Source organism: Enterococcus sp. DIV0358, assembly GCF_051713465.1.
Classification (GTDB): domain Bacteria; phylum Bacillota; class Bacilli; order Lactobacillales; family Enterococcaceae; genus Enterococcus; species Enterococcus faecalis.
Genome location: NZ_JBIOPX010000001.1, coordinates 1,172,768 through 1,189,813, shown reverse-complemented (window position 1 = coordinate 1,189,813; position 17,046 = coordinate 1,172,768). Strand labels below are relative to the sequence as shown.

Below are 17,046 nucleotides of genomic sequence, written 5' to 3'. Positions count from 1 at the left end.
AACTGTAAATGACAAATAAATCCATAAAAAAATTCGCACAGTCACTTAAAACAACAACGAGGAGCTGTCATAAAAACCGACACCTCCTCAACCTTGAAAGAAAAGTAAAAAAATTTTTCTATATATAATAGTACAAATCAGTTACAGTAATTGACCGTAACGTTTGACGTATAAAACTTTAATGAACGCAACCAGTGCTAAATAAGCAACAATTGTCGGGATTAAATACAAGAAATAGCTTGGTGATAAACCGACAAATCCTAGTTCTGCACCGAAAGCGGTAAAGGGTAAAACAGTTCCGAGAACAATCCCTGCTGTAGTGACTAACGTCATAATTCCAGAAGCACTACTTTGAAGGAAAGGCATTTTTTCTGTTCGTAGGAAATGCAAGACGAGCATTTGGGACCATAAGGACTCAATGAACCATCCTGCATGGAAAATACCGATAAAGAGCAATTGATCTGCTCCATTTAATTCAAAGAATGAGCCACCTAGGATAGCCGGACACACAATGAAATACATAAATAAATAGGTAACAATATCAAAAATAGAACTCGTTGGACCAAACCAACGCATAAAATTACCAATTGATTTTGGTTCCCATTTTTTTGGTTTTTCTACGTATTCTTCATCTACTTTGTCCCAAGGAACTGACATACACGAAGTATCGTAAATTAGATTTAATAATAGCGATTGAATCGGAGCAATCGGTAAAAATGGTAAAAAGATACTTGCTGGGATCACGGAAAAAACATTGCCAAAATTAGAACTTGCTGTTAATTTGACGTACTTCATCGTGTTCGTAAACACGCGCCGTCCAGATAAAATTCCTTTTTCCAAAACCATTAAATCTTTTCTCAATAAAATTACATCCGCCGATTCTTTCGCCACATCGACAGCTGTATCAACAGAGATTCCTACATCAGCAGCACGCATTGCTCCAGCATCATTTATTCCATCACCTAAAAAGCCAACAGTTTGACCATTTTCAGTTAACGCATTTACAATACGAACTTTTTGGTCAGGCGTAATTTTGGCGAAAATATTATACGCTTGAACGGTTTTTCTTAATTCTTCTTGGTTTAATTGTTGAAGTTCATTTCCTGTAATAATTTTTTCGCCAGCCAGACCAACTTCTTTACAAACAGAATGTGTCACATACTGATTGTCCCCCGTTAATACTTTCACAGCTACATTATGTTGATGCAAGGCGTGAATAGCTGCCGCTGCTGTTTCTTTTGGCGGATCCAAGAAGGCAAGATAACCTTGTAAAATCAACTCTGATTCATCTTTAGTTGTATACTCCCATTCAGCCGTTTCGACTTTTTTATCGGCAATTGCTAGAACGCGCAAACCATCTCGATTTAAAGCTTCAACGTCTTTGGTAATTTTTTGACGCAGCGTCTCTGTTAAGGGCACAATTTCGCCATCTAAAAGTACCTGTGTGCAGACCAAGAGCATTTCTTCAACCGCACCTTTGGTAATTAAGCGTGTTTCTCGCGTTTTAAACTCTTTGATAATCACGCTCATTCGACGTCGATTGAAATCGAAAGGAATTTCATCTACTTTATAAAAATCATCTGATTGTATATCACTTTCTTGTGTCGCCGCTTGAATAACGGCGTTATCCATTAAATTACGCAAACCTGTTTGAAAATAACTGTTTAGAAATGCTAAATCCAAGACTTTTTGATCTTCTTGGCACCCAATATTATAGTGGTATTCTAAAATTACTTTATCTTGTGTTAAGGTACCTGTTTTATCCGTACAAAGTACATCCATCCCGCCAAAATTTTGAATGGCATTGACATTTTTCATAATCGTGCCTTCTTTAGCCATTTCTCGAGAACCTTTGACTAAATTGGTTGTTACAATCATAGGTAACATTTCTGGTGTCAAGCCGACAGCTGTGGCAATCGCAAACATTAACGCTTCCACCCAATCACCTTTTGTTAACCCATTAATTAGAAAAACAGTTGGCGTAATGACCAACATAAAGCGAATCAGCACCCACGTTGTTTTATTAATTCCTGTTTCAAAACTCGTCTGCTGCTGCTCTTCTCCGTTATCAGAAGCCATCCTTCCGAATAAAGTTTGATTACCAACTTTAATGACAATGCCCAAACCAGTGCCACTAATGACATTTGTTCCTAAAAACAAAAGATTGTCGTATTCTGTATCAATTTGATCACTATCTTTTTGATGAGTCGCGTGTTTTTCAATGGGAAAACTCTCTCCAGTCAAGGATGATTGGGAAACAAATAAGTCCTTAGATTGGATTAAACGTAAATCGGCTGGAATCATATCGCCAGCGGATAGTTGGACTAAGTCGCCACACACAACTTCCTCAATAGGAATTTCCATTTGCTTCTTGTCGCGAATGACTGTCGCTGTAACTTTAATCATATTTTGTAATTTTTCAACTGCATTGCTTGATTTGACTGATTGGACAAAACTCATCGTGCCACTTAAGATGACCATCGCTAACATGATTAACACGCCAGTAACATCTTTTTCTTCTGGCGCAGCATAGACATATTCTGTAAAAAATGAAATCGTGGCTAGTGCTAGTAACACCAAAGTAAACGGCGTGATATACGATTTTATAAAAAGTCGCAGCCGTGAAGCTTTTTTTTCATTCATAATTTTGTTGCGGCCATAACGTTCTTGTAATTCTTCAATATCTTGGTGTTTAATGCCATCCCAAGTTGAGCCGAAACGTTGTAAAACTTTTTCTACTTCTGAATGGGCAAACTTTTTGTAACTATAGTCATGGCCCAAGTGACGCATTTTCTTTTCCATTTTCTTTCACCTCATTTATCTGTTGTTGACTTGAATTGACGATCGGTTCATCTTCCATTTTCCTCACCCTTTCCACAAAAAAAGACACGCTGAAAACTCAACGTGTCAAAGAATAATCGTTCTTATCGTTGAGCTTTAGCACTATACAACGTAAAAAGCGATTGCTTTTAGCTACCTTAAGAAAAGCCTTCATTCGACAGTTCCTGTTCTACCCATTGGCGTCTCTCGACATTTTTGGGCAGTAGCCTATGTTTGTATAGGAGCCTCACCTAACAAATCTTATTTAATTACAACAGCAAGTATAATTCTTCCTTGAAAAAATAACGATATAGAAAAAGTTTTTAGCAGATAACTTTTTGTCCATTCAGTAACAAAAAGAAAAATAATCCGCTTATTTACTATGGTTTTCTGGTATGATTCGTATTTATTCATAGAATCATAACTGGTTAAATTAATCTAAAGACCGTCAGATAGCCTTGTCGAGAAGCTTTTCTTCTGCTATTTTTTGTATAGTTAAAGAAACGGCGGTGAGGAAAATGAAATTACAACAACTAGAATATTTTATGGCAGTTTCAAAGTATGCGAGTTTTACTTTAGCTTCTCAAAAGCTCCATACGAGTCAACCTTATTTAAGTACCCAGCTCAAGGAGTTGGAACGTGAATTAGGTGCTTCATTAATTTTAAGAGACAAGAAACATTGTCGGCTTTCTCCAGCAGGCGAAGTCGTCGCCAAGCGAACAGAAATGATTTTTGCACTCATTAAGGAAGCGCAAGAAGAGATTAATGAATTAGTGACCCAAGGATCGACAACGACCATTCGGATTGGAACAAACTTAATTGATATAGATAAAGCATTTGGAGAAGTCTTGTTGTTATTTAATCAATCCTATCCGTATGTAAGTATTGATTTTAAGTATTATTACGATCTTGAAACAGCCTTGGAAACAGATTTAATTGACATTGGGATTGGGATATTTTTGGATACCTCGATTCCATTAGAGAAAGAATTAATTTATACAGAAAGCTATCTCCTTTGTGTCAATAAAAATCATCCTTTAGCCCATGCCGATAGCGTAACGATTGACGAAATTCGTTCTTTACCTTTTGCTGCATATTCCGATCAAGTATATGAAAAAAAAGTGTTTAAACGTTGGGAACGTAAAATCAATTGGGAAAATCGGCAAATCGTCATCGAACTCCCTTCTCTTCATTTAGTCTTAGACATGGTCCAACGAGAAAAAGCCTGTAGCATTCTTCCCTATTCACTCACTGATGAACTAAACAGACGTAACTTAGTTGGTATCCCTCTGGAAGATAGTCCAGAACGAGCCATCTATTTAGTTCAGAATAATCATCACGGACATTGTGAAGCACACCGTTATTTATTCGAACAATTACGTTATTTATTCTAGGAATAGAAAAAGGAGGAATTCCCATGGAACTATTTCGTTTACATTATTTTTTAGAGTTATGCAAAGTGAAACAATTTACTAAAGCAGCCGAAAATTTAGCAATTTCTCAAGCTGCATTAAGTAAGCAAATAAAAATTCTTGAAGCAACGTTAGGCGCTGAACTTTTTAATCGCCAAGGTCAAACTACCACCTTAACACCGGCTGGATTAATTTTAGAAAAATATTGTTGGCGCATCACCAATGAGTTGGTCTCAATTGAAGAAGAGCTAAAAGAAATTAATCATTCTTCCAACCATATTTATGTAGCCACTTATCTCTGTGATTTAGAATATAAATTGAATGACTTACTAATGACAACATTAACGGATCGTTCATCCAACTTACAAGTCCATACTATTATTACAGAAAATATTCTTCAATCCTTGGAAACAATGGATGCAGATTTTGGTATTTCCTTTGCTGACTTACCATTACCTGAACATATTGGCAAAATTGATTTATTTACAGCAAATTATCAATTCATTTTAAGAAATGATCATCCAGCTTTGGCCAAAGCCACGACGGAAGAAATTTTAAAAGAACTAACAATGTACCCCTTCGTCCGTTTAAATACCGAATTTTCCGAGCAAAACAAATTAACCAATTGGCTAGATACTACGTTTTCTAATTTTTCTCCAGAGAAAGTCATTCAAGTGGATACTCTTTCACTTATTACTCACTTGGTGTCTCATTCCGATAGTTTCGCTATTGTCCCCGAATACACAAATATTCAACTTTTAGACAATTCGATCCATACACTAACTTACCAAGAACTACCTAAACGAAACATGGCAGTTTATTATTTAAAAGAACGTTACATGAGTCGACAACTTCAACAACTTTTGGCTGAATGCCAAAAACAATTTCAATAGTAAAAACCAAGACTAGAGCTTGTCGGCAAGCGAGTTCCAGTCTTGGTTTTTATTTGTGTTTTCAGGTAGTGGCTTCTCTTCCTTTGACAAATCCTAAAGAAGTGATAGCCATCACTAACGAAGTGCCTCCTTGACTTAAAAACGGAAGCGGAATACCTTTTAACGGCAACAGTCCAATCACCGCACCGATATTCTCCACCGTTTGAAAAACCAGCGAAAAAATGAGGGCGACACAGATGTACATACAAAAACGCGAATTGCTCCGCAAGCCAGCTACTAAAACTTGATAAAACAAGTAAAAATAGAGAAAAACAACGGCGGCACTGCCCACAAAGCCCCAGGCTTCCCCGATAAAAGTAAAAACCATATCAGACTCACGAACAGGAACATACACTTCAATCCCATGCACACCCTTGCCAAATAAACCACCCGAACCAATTGCCAATAAGCCTTGTACTTGTTGATAGGAGATTTTATCGACATAATCATAGGGATGAATCCATGCTAAAATTCGATCCAATTGATATTGTTTAAAATGTAAAAAGAAGAGTACTTTGTGCCCCCACTCTGTAAAGACTAACAGAATCAAGACCACGCCTAACGTTGCTAAAGCACTGAAAATAATGATTAAAATTTTGCGATCAATTCCTGAAATAACTAAAAGAGATAGAATAATCGTTACGAAAACAAGGGATGTCCCAAAATCTTTTTGTACCGCCATCAAGAAAAAAACAGGGACACTAACCGCAACGATTTTTTTTAGAAGTTGCTTGTCTGAACGCCATTTATCGGACCAGTCTTGTTGCTCATGTTGGACAATAATTTTTGCCAACATTAAAATAAACGCAATTTTCGCAATTTCTGATGGCTGAAATTTAATAAACCCTAAATCTAACCAGCGCTTTGTGCCCGTCAATAAATACATTCCTTTGTCATAGGAAAAATACAAAGCGCTCATCAAGATTAATGAAAACCCATAGAAAAAAGGAGCTACTTTCCAAATAAACTTCTGTGACAGCCGACTAGCTAAAAACATGCCTGCATAGCCAACAAAAATAAAGAAAAGTTGTTTTAATGCTGGCACAGTTCCATCTTTTCCTTCATTAACGGCAATCCAATATTGCACACCAGAAGATAAAAGTGTGAGTAAAAAAATGGGCAATAATAAATCATAATTAAGATGTAAGTTGAATTTTTTTGTATTGACCATTTAACTGCCGCCTTTCGTTTGCAATAATTTTAATGACGATTCCTAATGCCACTGAAAAGATTAAATAGCTTGTCCCACCGTAACTAACAAACGGTAAAGGAATTCCTGTCATTGGAATCAAACCCAAAACGCCACCAATGTTAATCGCCGTTTGAGCTAAAATCAAGGTCCCGACCCCTAACAAAAACAAGCCGTAACAATGATTTTTTATTACACAACTACTCCGCAAAATCGAGGCCGCTAAAAATAACAAAAGAAATAGCAATAGTAAGCCGCCAATCAGACCAAGTTCTTCCACAATCACCGCAAAAATAAAATCGGTTTGACCTTCTGGCAAGCCACCTTTTTTTACCATACCATTGGCTAGTCCAGTGCCCCAAAACCCACCGTTATACATCGCTAAATAGGCCATTGAAGGCTGAAATCCGCGATCATGAAAGGATAAAAACGGATTTTTCAAAACAACTAAGCGGTCATACACATGCGCAAAAAAATGTGGTAAGTACTGGTGATCGCCTAGAAAAATAATTATTTTAGAAAGAAGCGCCGCGCTAGCAACGACAATCCCCGCAGCAATTACACTAAATTTTGCATGAATACTTGCTGAGAAAATCAAGACACTGCCAATAACTAAAATAAGAATGGCCCCGCCAACTTTGGGTTGAATCAAAACTAAAAATGCAACGACCAAAACAAACAGCCATTGTTTCCTTAACTGCTTCGTTGTCAAGCCATTTTCTTTTTCACCTAAATAACAGCTCAAGTAATAAATAATCGCAAAATTACAAAGTTCTGATGGCTGAAATTGGATTCCAAAGAGAGAAATCCAACGTTGTGCGCCATTCGCTGCTACACCAAAAAAAGGTAGTCGAACCATTAACAGTAATAGTACCGAAACTAAAAGCAGTCCAATCGCAATTTTTTTATTAAATAACACTTCTAGTCGAACTTTGTAAATCACGAACATTAGCACCCAGCTGAGACACATAATAATGCCTTGTTTAATAAACACAGCAGTGGGCTTCACGCCTTGCATCAGCAAGTCATAGCTACTGGCGCTATAAATCATTAACGCGCCAATAATACTTAATATAATAAAGGTCAAAAGAATTTTTGTTAGACCTAAAGTACGTAGATTCATTCTCTCACCTCTATCTTTTTCTAATTAAATCAATCTTACCAGTCTGAATTAGAAAACAAATAGAGAGTTTTTTATAGAACTATTACTAAGCTTACATAACAAAAAGTAGCTAGACTTGGTTCATTTCACCTAGTTTCGCTACTTTTAAAAAAAACATTTATATAATTTTTGTGTGTTGCTCACATTTCTGATAAATTTTTCCAAACTTATCTCTTTCTAAATACTGATAATCTACTAAATACCGTCTCAAAAGTGCATAATCTTCATAGATTTCTCTAAGTCGCTGATTGACTTCTTTTTCCGTATATTCTTTCCCAAATTCAAATTGGTTGGCCACACGTTGAAACACTTGGACTTTTTTCGCATTTTTCTTGGGAATAACCAGCAACTTTCCTTCTTTAAAAAAATTTTCAACCATGTTTATTCTCCTTTTTTGTTTTGACTATTGTTTAGAAAATTGATGATTCAGTTTTTCTTTCTGTTTATCGGTCCATTTGCCAGCGACTTCATTGACAATTGTTTCAGCAAAATCGCCTACTTTTTCTCCCGTAATATTTTTGATAGGTGTTCCGTTAGCAGCTCCTTCTTCAAACAAATCAAGTAAATCAGTCAACGCATTGAACATATTGGCTCCGCTATGATCTGAAAAATGCCATGCATATTTTTCAATTTCTTGAAATACTTGTCGATACTCTGCTGGTAATGCTGCAATCCGTCGTTTATATTCTTTGTACTCTTTTTTATCCCCAATAACTTTTTTGATCAACGCTTTAAAATCTGACATGCTCTATCCCTCCATTTTTTTCATCTTGTTTACTTGTTTTGAAAGCAACGTCCAACGCTGCCAAAAATCAGCGAGTACTGCTTCTCCTGATGAGGTTAAGCGATAGAACTTCCGCATTGGTCCTTTTTCTGAAGGCTTTTTTTCAGCTATAACCCATTGATTTTTTTCTAAACGCAGTAAAATCGTATAAACGGTTCCTTCAACAATTTCAGTAAACCCTTGGTCATTTAAAATTTTTGTAATTTCATAACCATATGTTTCTTTCCTTTGGATGATGGCTAAAACTAAACCTTCTAAAATGCCTTTTAGCAACTCTGTCTGCTTCACTGCTTTTCCTCCCCAAACTACTCTTTAGTACTATGTACCACTACATAATAATACTGAGTACCGATTCTGTCAACTACTTTGTAATAAAAAGTAGTAAAGACGCGACAACCACCAGTACTTAACTAGTAGTTGTCGCGTCTTATTATTCTTTATTCATTTATTCCGAGGTCTGCTTCAAAGGCTTCTAATTCTGCAAGGTGTGTTTCTGGATAAGCAAAGCATGTTGAAAAATGCCACTCCCCACCACTTGTACCAAAATAACCTGGCAGTAATTCCAAAGCCAATAATGCTTCTGATGTTTCTTTTTCCGGTAACGTAATCTGAAAAGTAGTCGCTAGAACAAAACCGAACTTCTTATAGTAAGTTGGATGGCCCAAGATAATCAATCCGCCGATGCCTAATTCTTTGGCCTTCTGCACAGAATGCTTAATTAACGCGGAGCCTACGCCCGTGTTCTGAACTTCTGGATGGACACTTAGCGGCCCAATGGTCAAAACAGCCTTTTCTGTATGATCAGGTAATCGTAGTTTGGCTTTTGAAGACATAATATGACCCGTTAATTTTCCTTGATCAGTTTCTGAAACTAAGGACAACTCCGGAATAAAGTCGGCACTTTCTCTTAATAAATGCACGATAAAATGCTCTGTGGGACGCCAGTTTTCGGTCAAGTTTAATTCCTTAAACGCTTGATACGTTAAACGTTCTACAGCTTGATACTCTGCAGGTTTTTCTTGACGAATCTTCATTATTTGTCCTCTGATTGTTGGAAATAGTCAGCCGTATCTCGTTCATCTTGTTTTAATTGGTCGATCAAGGCTTCAGCCCCATTGAATTTCACTTGGTCACGTAAATAATGATTCCAACGAACCACCACTTGTTCACCATAGATGTCTTGATGGAAGTCCAAAATATAGACTTCCACGGTTAAATCGCGGCCTTCTCCAAAGGTGTCATTATGACCAATTGAGCCCATGCCAACATACCATTTGCCACCGACTTCGATTTGCACAGCATAGACGCCAATTCTTGGTAAGCGCACGGTGCTTTTCACTTTGACATTAGCGGTCGGGAAACCCAATAAACGGCCCCGAGCATCGCCATGGACAACTGTTCCTTCTGTTTCATAAATATATCCTAACAACTCCGTGACCTCCTCCATTTCGCCGGCTTCCATTTTTTCGCGAATTCTTGTTGAGCTAATTTTGGCACCAGTCATTTCTTCTTTTGGTACTGTCACCACTTCAAAACGGCCTTGCGCATAAGTTGGTAACTGTTTGACTCCAGCGATTTCTTTAGGACCATACGTATAATCAAACCCAGAGACTGCTACTGCACTATTTAAATTAACGATATACTGATCGACAAAATCTTGCGGCTTTAATTGAGCAAACGCTGAAGTAAATTCGACAATATATAAAATATCAACGCCCAAGTTGGCCATTAGGCGTTCTTTTTGTTCCAAGCTAGTTAAATATTTCATATTTTCTGGTAAAACTTTTTGAAAAACGATTGATGGGTGTTGGTTGAAGGTCATCACAGCTAACTTCAAGCCTTTTTCCTCCGCAATCTTTTTGCCTGTTTCAATTACTTTTTGGTGGCCTTTGTGAACACCGTCAAAAAAGCCTAGGACCATCACGACTTCTTCATTAGGAATTTGATTGGGTTCATAGGGATGATGTAGTTGAATAACTTGCATGTGCAAAAACTTCCTTCTTTTTTATTTAATTGTTCCGTAGAACTTTACTTGGTTTCAATAATTTATCATGCGTTGGGTGTGGCATGTATAAACTAACCACTTGATTTTGGTAAAATAAGGCAACTAAGGATTCTGGCATTGCCTTTATTCCTAATTCTTTTTTGTGCAAACGCATGCCATTTTTTACTTTTTGATACAATTCATCTGATAAATCAATTCGTGGGAATTGTTCTACTGCTGTCTCAATGGGCAATAGGCATTGATCGATTGTTTCAGCAGCCATTTGTTTGGCTACTTCTTCTAACGTTAAGCATTGCGCAGCTTGCAAACCGCCACTTGCCGTTCTAGTTAAATCCGACATATGGGCAGGATAGCCTAATTTTTTGCCAGTATCCACGGATAGTGTCCGCACATAGGTTCCTTTGCCACAGACCACTTTAAACCGCCAACTTTGTGTTTGAGCAGATTCATTAAAAATTGGTTCACTAGTACGTTCAAATGAATAAATCATAGCTTTTCGTTGGGGCCGTTCAACTTCTTCCCCGTTCCGGGCATATTCATATAAACGTTTACCATTGACTTTCACCGCAGAAAACATCGGTGGGATTTGTGTGATTTCACCTGTCATTTCGGCCATTGCTTGATCAATTTGTTCAGTTGACAGAGGTGTTGTAACTGGTTTTTTTTCAACAATTTCGCCACTAACATCTTCGGTTGTCGTAGCAAATCCAAGTGTAATTTCACCTTCATAGGTTTTGCCAGAATCTACCATGTATTCGATCACTTTCGTTCCTTTGCCAACGCAGATGGGTAAGACCCCTTCGACATCTGGATCTAACGTACCACCATGACCAATTTTTTTGGTATGTAAAATTTTTCTCAATTTAAATACGCAGTCATGACTTGTCATGCCACGTTCCTTCCATAACGGTAAAATGCCGTCCATTATAGTTCCTCCAGTTCCGATAATACTAACTTTGTCATTATAGCATAAAAGTACCTAGCTTCGCAGTCTCCATTGCTTATTCCCTTTGGCAAAATCTCTGCTAAATGCAAAAAAAGCCACAAACTCTGATAAAAGCAGAGTTTGTGGCTTTTTTAGCTAGTAAATGATCCCCATGTATTCTGTGCGTTGCCATCGTTTGGTCCGATTGGCAAATAAATTCTCGCGCCTGTCGTATCTGTTCCACCAATGAAAACATACCCATCTGCAATATAAAACGCATCGTAATAAAAGCGAGTATTTTTGGGCCAGATACCATAAATTGGGGCTGACAGACTAGGTTGTCCTGCTCTTAAAACAATGCCTTCGTCCACACCAATTAGAAATGATTTCTTCGTTTGCGGGCGCCAAAGTTCAGCAATGTCGCCGTCGTTCACATAACCTAACAAATGTCCGCTATTTTCAATACGGTAAAGGTTTTGTCGGTCCGGTAATTTCGCTGTAATTGTTCCTACCTGTGTCCAAAGTGCCTCTGCTGATAGATGTTCATTGATTAAAGCATCTGGTGTTGGATAGATTGAAGTGAAACGAATTGCTTGTCCTACTTGATATTTTGGTGCATTAGGTTTACCCGGCTGAACAATGACAGTCTCACCTGTTTCAGAAACGCCCGTTTGTAAATCTTGTGCCAACTGCGCTTTACTAATCCCCCAACGCGCTAAATAACCATAAGGATCTGTATGATCTCCCCACCAATTTTTTGTAATCCAATCATGAGTGACTATTCCATAACCTGTTCCATCGTCCAGCGAAAAATCAGCACCAATGTTCTGAGCTAAATCACGGGCCAAATTAACATAGGCAGCATAATCTTTTTTAAACGTCGCCGCATTATTTGTGCGAGCCAATTCGATTTGCGCATAGGCTTTTTGATTAGCTAAAGCACCTGCGCCATATTGAATTTGGCCAGCAGGAGCTAATTGTTTCACTCGTCCACCAGATCCGATAAAATATGAGACATAAGCATTTGACCAATTTCGTTTCATATAGGCCACTTCATTGTCTAAACTGTGTGGTCCTAGGTTCCGCTCGTTTCCTGATTCATGTAAAACAATTAATTCATTGCTTGCAGAGCCTGGAAAATAAGTAAAGTTGATTGGATCCGCTTCGATGGTGTAAGCGCAAGCCGTCATCGGAATCGTTAAACTTAAGCCAATCACTAAAGCAAGTTGAATCATTAATTTTTTAAACATAGCATACTCCTTTCTAGTAAATATCCACCCGCATAGCGGGTGGCTTTTTAATAGCCCTAGAAGGGCTCGCTACCTGCTGCTCCCTTTAAGGGAGCTTTTTTTAGAGACTGCCAACCGCTACCATTCTATTCTTATCTAGTTGTTACTTCCTAAATGGATCTTTATACTCTCTTTTGTTTATACTATCCCTTATTCGATCTTCTGCTTCTTGTTCTCGTATATACTTAGCTATCGTTTTTTGGTTCAATCCTACAGTGCTCACATAATAGCCTTTTGACCAAAAGGATCGATTTCCATAATTGTATTTTAAATTCGCATGACGTTCATGAATGATTACTGCACTTCTTCCTTTTAAGAAACCCATAAAACCTGATACACTCAACTTCGGCGGAATTCTTACCAACATATGGATATGGTCGGGCATTGCATGCGCTTCAATGATTTCGACTTCTTTCATCTCACACAATTTCCTTAGTATTTTCCCTATATCTCGCCTCAATTGACCATAGATTACTTTTCTTCTATATTTTGGTGTAAACACAAGATGATACTTACAATTCCAACGAGTATGTGCTAAACTTTTATCGTCGTTCGACATTCAAAAACTCCTTTCGATTTGATAACGGTTGGTAGCCTTTATCTATTATATCGAAAGGAGTTTTTATCGCTAAAGCTCTGGCCTCCACGCGCAGTACGCGTGGTTTTTTTGTCGAAATCTCTTTAGAGATTTCGACTGACTAAAGTCATTAAAAAAAAGCCATGAAAGGAAAGTCAAAATAACTTCCCTTTCATGGCTTAAACCTGCAGATAAATGGCGAGACAGAAGTAATTTCTTCGGCAATCAGCCGAAAGTTCTACGTTTATCCCGACCACTTCTACTTAATCATCTTTATTTTTTAACTGAATAAATAACTCTTTTAACTTTTTCGGCATAGGAATAAAGGTCGCAATATTTTCAAAAAAAGAAAGTCCTTCGTTCGCAATGTAAAAAATCAGAACCATTTCCCGAATTGGCACATTGTTCCCCACAACTTTTTCAACACGAACAGCTACGGCAACCACAAATAACATCGTCACTTTTTTCGCAATTCCGAGCATACCAATCCGACTGGACAATTCTTTTGTGGCGATTGCCTTAATCCAACCTGTGATGAAATCGACAATAATTAAAAAGAGGAAGACATCCAACAATTGATCTAATCCGCCTAATAAACGTACGACAATCCCACCGAAAATGCTTAAAAGCATTGTTATTGTGTTGAGATAACGTTCCATAAAAAGTCTCCTAAACTAGCTTGTTATTTTGTCGGAAACGGATCGTCCGTGTACCAACTTCCTTGGAGGTAAACATTTCCGGCTCTGCTTGAGGCAAAAATTATCCCTTGATTTCCAATTTCATATAGTGCATTACAATTAGGATACGGAAAAACGTAAGGTGCAACTGAGAGCGGAATATTCCAGACACTAGCACTTATTTTTGAGGACATTTTGTACCCAGTTGGTATGTTAAATACTTTAGGCATGTGGTTATTCAATTTCGTTGGATCACTCAAATTACATCTTACAAATGCATCGACACGATTTCCCACCCTAATTAATACAAATTTCATATTATCCTTATTAAAGGCCGCCTGATATTTTGCCTCGACTTCACCGACTCCACTAGCTTCATAAATGGCCATTCTAGAAGATTCCAAAGGCACACCATTGACGGTTGGCATAGTTACAAAATTCTTCACCCCAGCAATCTCTTGATCACCTGTTTGTGTCACAGCTTGACCTTTAATCGCTTCCGCAACGTTTTTCGGGTGCATATATTTACTCGTTAAAGTTCCCGCGACTGCTTCGCTGTCTGATGCGAAGCCATAATTTTCTACATTGCCTAGCCCCACTTGTTCAGCGGTTACTTGGTGCGGATTATCCTGATTTTCCACATGGGTATTGAGTTGCTCTGCTTGAACAAAACCACTCTTCGCTAAAACCGCTTGGGCATCAACAGACAGACCAATATGAAGCCCCACGTAATCAACTTCTAAGCTAGCTGGCGTTACCCCATTCGATGAATCTGTATAGCTCATTAAATAAATGAAACCTTCATCTGTGATAAAATTCTGATCATTGATTTGAATTGAAAAATCAATGAACTCTTTTGCTGATTCTTGGATTTGAGTTACCCAATTATCCGTAGTTGGTAAATACGTAGCGATTTTAATCGTTTGATTATTGGGCGCAGCGGCTTTCACACGTTGATTAATCGTAAAAAATTGAACGTTCTGGCGAACAAATGCCACCGCCTCGTCAGTTGTGAATGTTTCAAACATTTGTGGAATTAATTTTTTTGCGGCTTCAACGAGATTGAAGGCCGCTAATTGTTGTGGAATCACACCACTTTGGGTGGAACCTGTTTTCACACCCTCATCATCACGGCTGGCCATTTTATTGTAGTCCGCTTGGGAAACTTCCTCCCAAACGTCTGTTGGCTTCTTAAGAATTTTAGCCGTAAAATCAGTGGAATAACTGTTTGCATTGGTGGCTGTATTGCCGGCCGTTTTACCATTAAAGTCTAACTTCATTTTGACAGTAGTTGGCTTAGCCAATAAAGAAATGCCATCTGCTTTTGTCATGCGGTCATTCAAATCAATTTGAAGACGATTCGCCAGAGTAGCTTGTTTGATGCCTTGTGTATCTGTGCGTGCTTGAACAATTTCTGGATTACTATCACCCGCTTCTGCTACTAATTGATCGAAATCATTTCGTAAAGTATCAAATTCTTGTTTATTATTATTTGCCGTTGAAACTGCGTTTCCTGCAATCGTGATGGCTGTTTTGGCATTATTCATCGCTTGGTTAGCTGTTTCATTTGCTTGATTGCCTGCATCGGTGGCAATTTGTACGGCTTCTTTGCCAGCTTCATCTGCGATGTTTTTCGCTTCAGAAATTCCATTCGTTAACTGGACTTGGTAAGCATCAACTTTCTCAGCTGATGCGTTCGACTGATCCAAGATTGCATTGATTTTAAGGCGACCTTGATTCAGGGTATCTAATTCTTCAATATGTTCTACTGACATTTCGTCACACTCCTCTAGTTTTCATTATTTTATTAAAACTGGCCACCCAATTGGGATTGAATATACACACGACAGATGACCGAAGCATCCAACCATAGTGGCTGATGAGAGAAAAATTGAAGCGTGTGATTGCCGCGTTCGATTTTTCCATCTGTTGTTTTTCGTAAATAACTCAAAATGTTTAGCCGTTGTTGTTGCAATGATAGTTGGGGTAATTTTTTGCCATCCACTACCAAATCAATGTTCGTTACAGAATGCGAAGGTCCTTTAGCAGTTGCCTTGAACGTTAATTCTGCGGTGTTTATATAAAGAATGTCCTCGTCAAAGTATAAATTCAGCTCCACTGGCTGTGTCTTGCTAAGTTCTCCTTGTATTGAACGATTTAAAAGTGTCGTCGCCCCTTGTGCGTAAGTTTCGCTAATCTCTTGTTTCCGACTGAAAGCTGTCATGGTACTATGAATTGTTTCTTGCAGATTTCCCAACTCTAGCTGAATGTCTTGGGGGGCACCAAAGACATCTTTTTTACTTTCTTTTTTGATACGAAGGTTGACACTCCCAAACTCATTCGTATTAATCATGATAACCGTACCCAACCGCAAACGATCGATTGCTAAAGGTTGATCTGTTAATTTAATTAAATCAGCTGCAGTCACTACCCAAGAAACTTGTGGTTTGGTCCATTCTTCTAACATTCGCAAAGCATTTTCCTTTAATGCCTTGGGATCAGAAAAACGCTGTTCCACCCAAATTGACTCCAATAAACCATAGCGGTCAATTGCGGCCTTGTTCTCTAAATACGGAACCCCTTGATTGACCGAGCGAATATTGACTTTGTTAACACCTTCGCCTGAACCTAATGGATAAATCCGATTGATTAGCATCTTGGGATTACGTTCTATTTCAAATCCTTGCATATTGTAACCTTCTTGAATTCGCGCAACTGGTTCTGTTGGTGGTTTGACTAATGAAAGTTCAAAAGGATAGACCTCTGTATTCCATTGCCAAAGATATTCCTCTTCGAAATCGGCTGGGATGCTAAATAAAGGCTCGACTAGCCCATTTTCATTCTCCCATTTATAGGTTAATCTCCTTGAAAAATCACATTTTTTTAGGACCCAATGCTTTGTTTTTTGTTTATTCAATAGAAATTGAATGGCCTCTTTCGTTGTTTTGTTTTTAATTTCGTGACAACCAAATAGGACAGTATCGCCTAAGGTACATAATGCTTCTGTGGCAGAGTAGTGAATTTGATTATTGTTCGCATCTTTCTTAATTGTGGTTGGCATCACGCGATATAAACCAATATATTCATTCTCATTGTCGGTTAGTTCCACCCATTGCATTTCTGCAATAAATTCATTTTTAGGATCATCTAGTGGCATGGTAAAATCTAAACTGCCAATTTTGTTCTCTATTTTTTCATAACTGACTTGATAGGCATTGTCCAAAATTGCCGTATATGTTCTTTTCAAATCCAGCGCCATTAACATTTAATCACC

At 38.0% G+C, this 17,046-nt stretch carries 16 protein-coding genes and 1 riboswitch; of the genes, 2 read left to right on the top strand and 14 right to left on the bottom strand.

Going from position 1 to position 17,046, the window contains the following annotated elements:
- Positions 1 to 141 precede the first annotated feature (141 nt).
- On the bottom strand, positions 142 to 2,802 hold the full coding sequence (mgtA, locus tag IGK70_RS05920; protein ID WP_002397224.1) for a magnesium-translocating P-type ATPase: 2,661 nt from the start codon (positions 2,800 to 2,802) through the stop codon (positions 142 to 144).
- A gap of 113 nt (positions 2,803 to 2,915) precedes the next feature.
- Positions 2,916 to 3,086: riboswitch (M-box (ykoK) riboswitch) on the bottom strand.
- 252 nt (positions 3,087 to 3,338) lie between these two features.
- On the opposite strand from mgtA, the gene IGK70_RS05915 reads away from it, so the two are divergent.
- Complete coding sequence (locus IGK70_RS05915; protein WP_002382245.1) at positions 3,339 to 4,214, top strand: LysR family transcriptional regulator; 876 nt, start codon at positions 3,339 to 3,341, stop codon at positions 4,212 to 4,214.
- Positions 4,215 to 4,237: 23 nt separating this feature from the next.
- On the top strand, positions 4,238 to 5,125 hold the full coding sequence (locus tag IGK70_RS05910) for a LysR family transcriptional regulator (RefSeq protein WP_002357832.1): 888 nt from the start codon (positions 4,238 to 4,240) through the stop codon (positions 5,123 to 5,125).
- Positions 5,126 to 5,186: 61 nt separating this feature from the next.
- Here IGK70_RS05910 and IGK70_RS05905 read toward each other — a convergent pair whose 3' ends face one another.
- The 13 genes from IGK70_RS05905 to IGK70_RS05845 form a co-directional block, all read right to left on the bottom strand.
- Complete coding sequence (locus IGK70_RS05905) at positions 5,187 to 6,335, bottom strand: FtsW/RodA/SpoVE family cell cycle protein (RefSeq protein WP_010827350.1); 1,149 nt, start codon at positions 6,333 to 6,335, stop codon at positions 5,187 to 5,189.
- Positions 6,301 to 7,476: an FtsW/RodA/SpoVE family cell cycle protein gene (locus tag IGK70_RS05900; protein ID WP_002377695.1), complete on the bottom strand. Its 1,176-nt coding sequence runs from the start codon at positions 7,474 to 7,476 to the stop codon at positions 6,301 to 6,303. The genes IGK70_RS05905 and IGK70_RS05900 overlap by 35 nt, the downstream gene beginning before the upstream one ends.
- Before the next feature lie 157 nt (positions 7,477 to 7,633).
- Positions 7,634 to 7,894, bottom strand: coding sequence for a DUF2087 domain-containing protein (locus IGK70_RS05895; protein ID WP_002360471.1), 261 nt, complete (start codon positions 7,892 to 7,894; stop codon positions 7,634 to 7,636).
- A 24-nt stretch (positions 7,895 to 7,918) separates the two neighbouring features.
- Entirely contained in the window at positions 7,919 to 8,260 is a 342-nt protein-coding gene (locus IGK70_RS05890) for a DUF1048 domain-containing protein (protein WP_002395093.1), read from the bottom strand.
- 3 nt (positions 8,261 to 8,263) lie between these two features.
- Positions 8,264 to 8,587: a PadR family transcriptional regulator gene (locus IGK70_RS05885; RefSeq protein ID WP_220421774.1), complete on the bottom strand. Its 324-nt coding sequence runs from the start codon at positions 8,585 to 8,587 to the stop codon at positions 8,264 to 8,266.
- Positions 8,588 to 8,736: 149 nt separating this feature from the next.
- Positions 8,737 to 9,333 (bottom strand): GNAT family N-acetyltransferase, encoded by a 597-nt coding sequence (locus tag IGK70_RS05880; protein ID WP_010827349.1) that lies wholly within the window; start codon positions 9,331 to 9,333, stop codon positions 8,737 to 8,739.
- A complete protein-coding gene (gene ribF, locus IGK70_RS05875) occupies positions 9,333 to 10,283 on the bottom strand; it encodes a riboflavin biosynthesis protein RibF (RefSeq protein WP_002363808.1) in 951 nt (316 codons plus the stop codon). Before ribF ends, IGK70_RS05880 begins: the two co-directional genes overlap by 1 nt.
- 25 nt (positions 10,284 to 10,308) lie before the next feature.
- A complete protein-coding gene (gene truB, locus IGK70_RS05870; RefSeq protein WP_002357840.1) occupies positions 10,309 to 11,229 on the bottom strand; it encodes a tRNA pseudouridine(55) synthase TruB in 921 nt (306 codons plus the stop codon).
- A gap of 152 nt (positions 11,230 to 11,381) precedes the next feature.
- Positions 11,382 to 12,479 carry an SH3 domain-containing protein gene (locus IGK70_RS05865; protein ID WP_010827348.1) on the bottom strand — a complete coding sequence of 366 codons (1,098 nt, stop codon included), beginning with the start codon at positions 12,477 to 12,479 and terminating at the stop codon, positions 11,382 to 11,384.
- 142 nt (positions 12,480 to 12,621) lie between these two features.
- On the bottom strand, positions 12,622 to 13,077 hold the full coding sequence (gene tnpA, locus IGK70_RS05860; RefSeq protein ID WP_000063801.1) for an IS200/IS605 family transposase: 456 nt from the start codon (positions 13,075 to 13,077) through the stop codon (positions 12,622 to 12,624).
- A 281-nt stretch (positions 13,078 to 13,358) separates the two neighbouring features.
- The gene (locus IGK70_RS05855) at positions 13,359 to 13,754 is read right to left on the bottom strand and encodes a phage holin family protein (protein WP_010827347.1); all 396 of its coding nucleotides are present in this window, start codon (positions 13,752 to 13,754) and stop codon (positions 13,359 to 13,361) included.
- A gap of 23 nt (positions 13,755 to 13,777) precedes the next feature.
- Positions 13,778 to 15,547 carry a hypothetical protein gene (locus IGK70_RS05850; protein ID WP_104855713.1) on the bottom strand — a complete coding sequence of 590 codons (1,770 nt, stop codon included), beginning with the start codon at positions 15,545 to 15,547 and terminating at the stop codon, positions 13,778 to 13,780.
- Positions 15,548 to 15,579: 32 nt separating this feature from the next.
- A complete protein-coding gene (locus tag IGK70_RS05845; RefSeq protein ID WP_104855712.1) occupies positions 15,580 to 17,037 on the bottom strand; it encodes a phage tail protein in 1,458 nt (485 codons plus the stop codon).
- Between the last annotated feature and the right edge of the window lie 9 nt (positions 17,038 to 17,046).

Excerpts from the sequence above, each read along its gene's own strand:
- mgtA (WP_002397224.1), bottom strand. The coding sequence starts at position 2,802 with ATGGAAAAGAAAATGCGTCACTTGGGCCATGACTATAGTTACAAAAAG.
- IGK70_RS05915 (WP_002382245.1), top strand. The coding sequence starts at position 3,339 with ATGAAATTACAACAACTAGAATATTTTATGGCAGTTTCAAAGTATGCG.
- IGK70_RS05910 (WP_002357832.1), top strand. The coding sequence starts at position 4,238 with ATGGAACTATTTCGTTTACATTATTTTTTAGAGTTATGCAAAGTGAAA.
- IGK70_RS05905 (WP_010827350.1), bottom strand. The coding sequence starts at position 6,335 with ATGGTCAATACAAAAAAATTCAACTTACATCTTAATTATGATTTATTA.
- IGK70_RS05900 (WP_002377695.1), bottom strand. The coding sequence starts at position 7,476 with ATGAATCTACGTACTTTAGGTCTAACAAAAATTCTTTTGACCTTTATT.
- IGK70_RS05895 (WP_002360471.1), bottom strand. The coding sequence starts at position 7,894 with ATGGTTGAAAATTTTTTTAAAGAAGGAAAGTTGCTGGTTATTCCCAAG.
- IGK70_RS05890 (WP_002395093.1), bottom strand. The coding sequence starts at position 8,260 with ATGTCAGATTTTAAAGCGTTGATCAAAAAAGTTATTGGGGATAAAAAA.
- IGK70_RS05880 (WP_010827349.1), bottom strand. The coding sequence starts at position 9,333 with ATGAAGATTCGTCAAGAAAAACCTGCAGAGTATCAAGCTGTAGAACGT.
- ribF (WP_002363808.1), bottom strand. The coding sequence starts at position 10,283 with ATGCAAGTTATTCAACTACATCATCCCTATGAACCCAATCAAATTCCT.
- truB (WP_002357840.1), bottom strand. The coding sequence starts at position 11,229 with ATGGACGGCATTTTACCGTTATGGAAGGAACGTGGCATGACAAGTCAT.
- IGK70_RS05865 (WP_010827348.1), bottom strand. The coding sequence starts at position 12,479 with ATGTTTAAAAAATTAATGATTCAACTTGCTTTAGTGATTGGCTTAAGT.
- tnpA (WP_000063801.1), bottom strand. The coding sequence starts at position 13,077 with ATGTCGAACGACGATAAAAGTTTAGCACATACTCGTTGGAATTGTAAG.
- IGK70_RS05855 (WP_010827347.1), bottom strand. The coding sequence starts at position 13,754 with ATGGAACGTTATCTCAACACAATAACAATGCTTTTAAGCATTTTCGGT.
- IGK70_RS05850 (WP_104855713.1), bottom strand. The coding sequence starts at position 15,547 with ATGTCAGTAGAACATATTGAAGAATTAGATACCCTGAATCAAGGTCGC.
- IGK70_RS05845 (WP_104855712.1), bottom strand. The coding sequence starts at position 17,037 with ATGTTAATGGCGCTGGATTTGAAAAGAACATATACGGCAATTTTGGAC.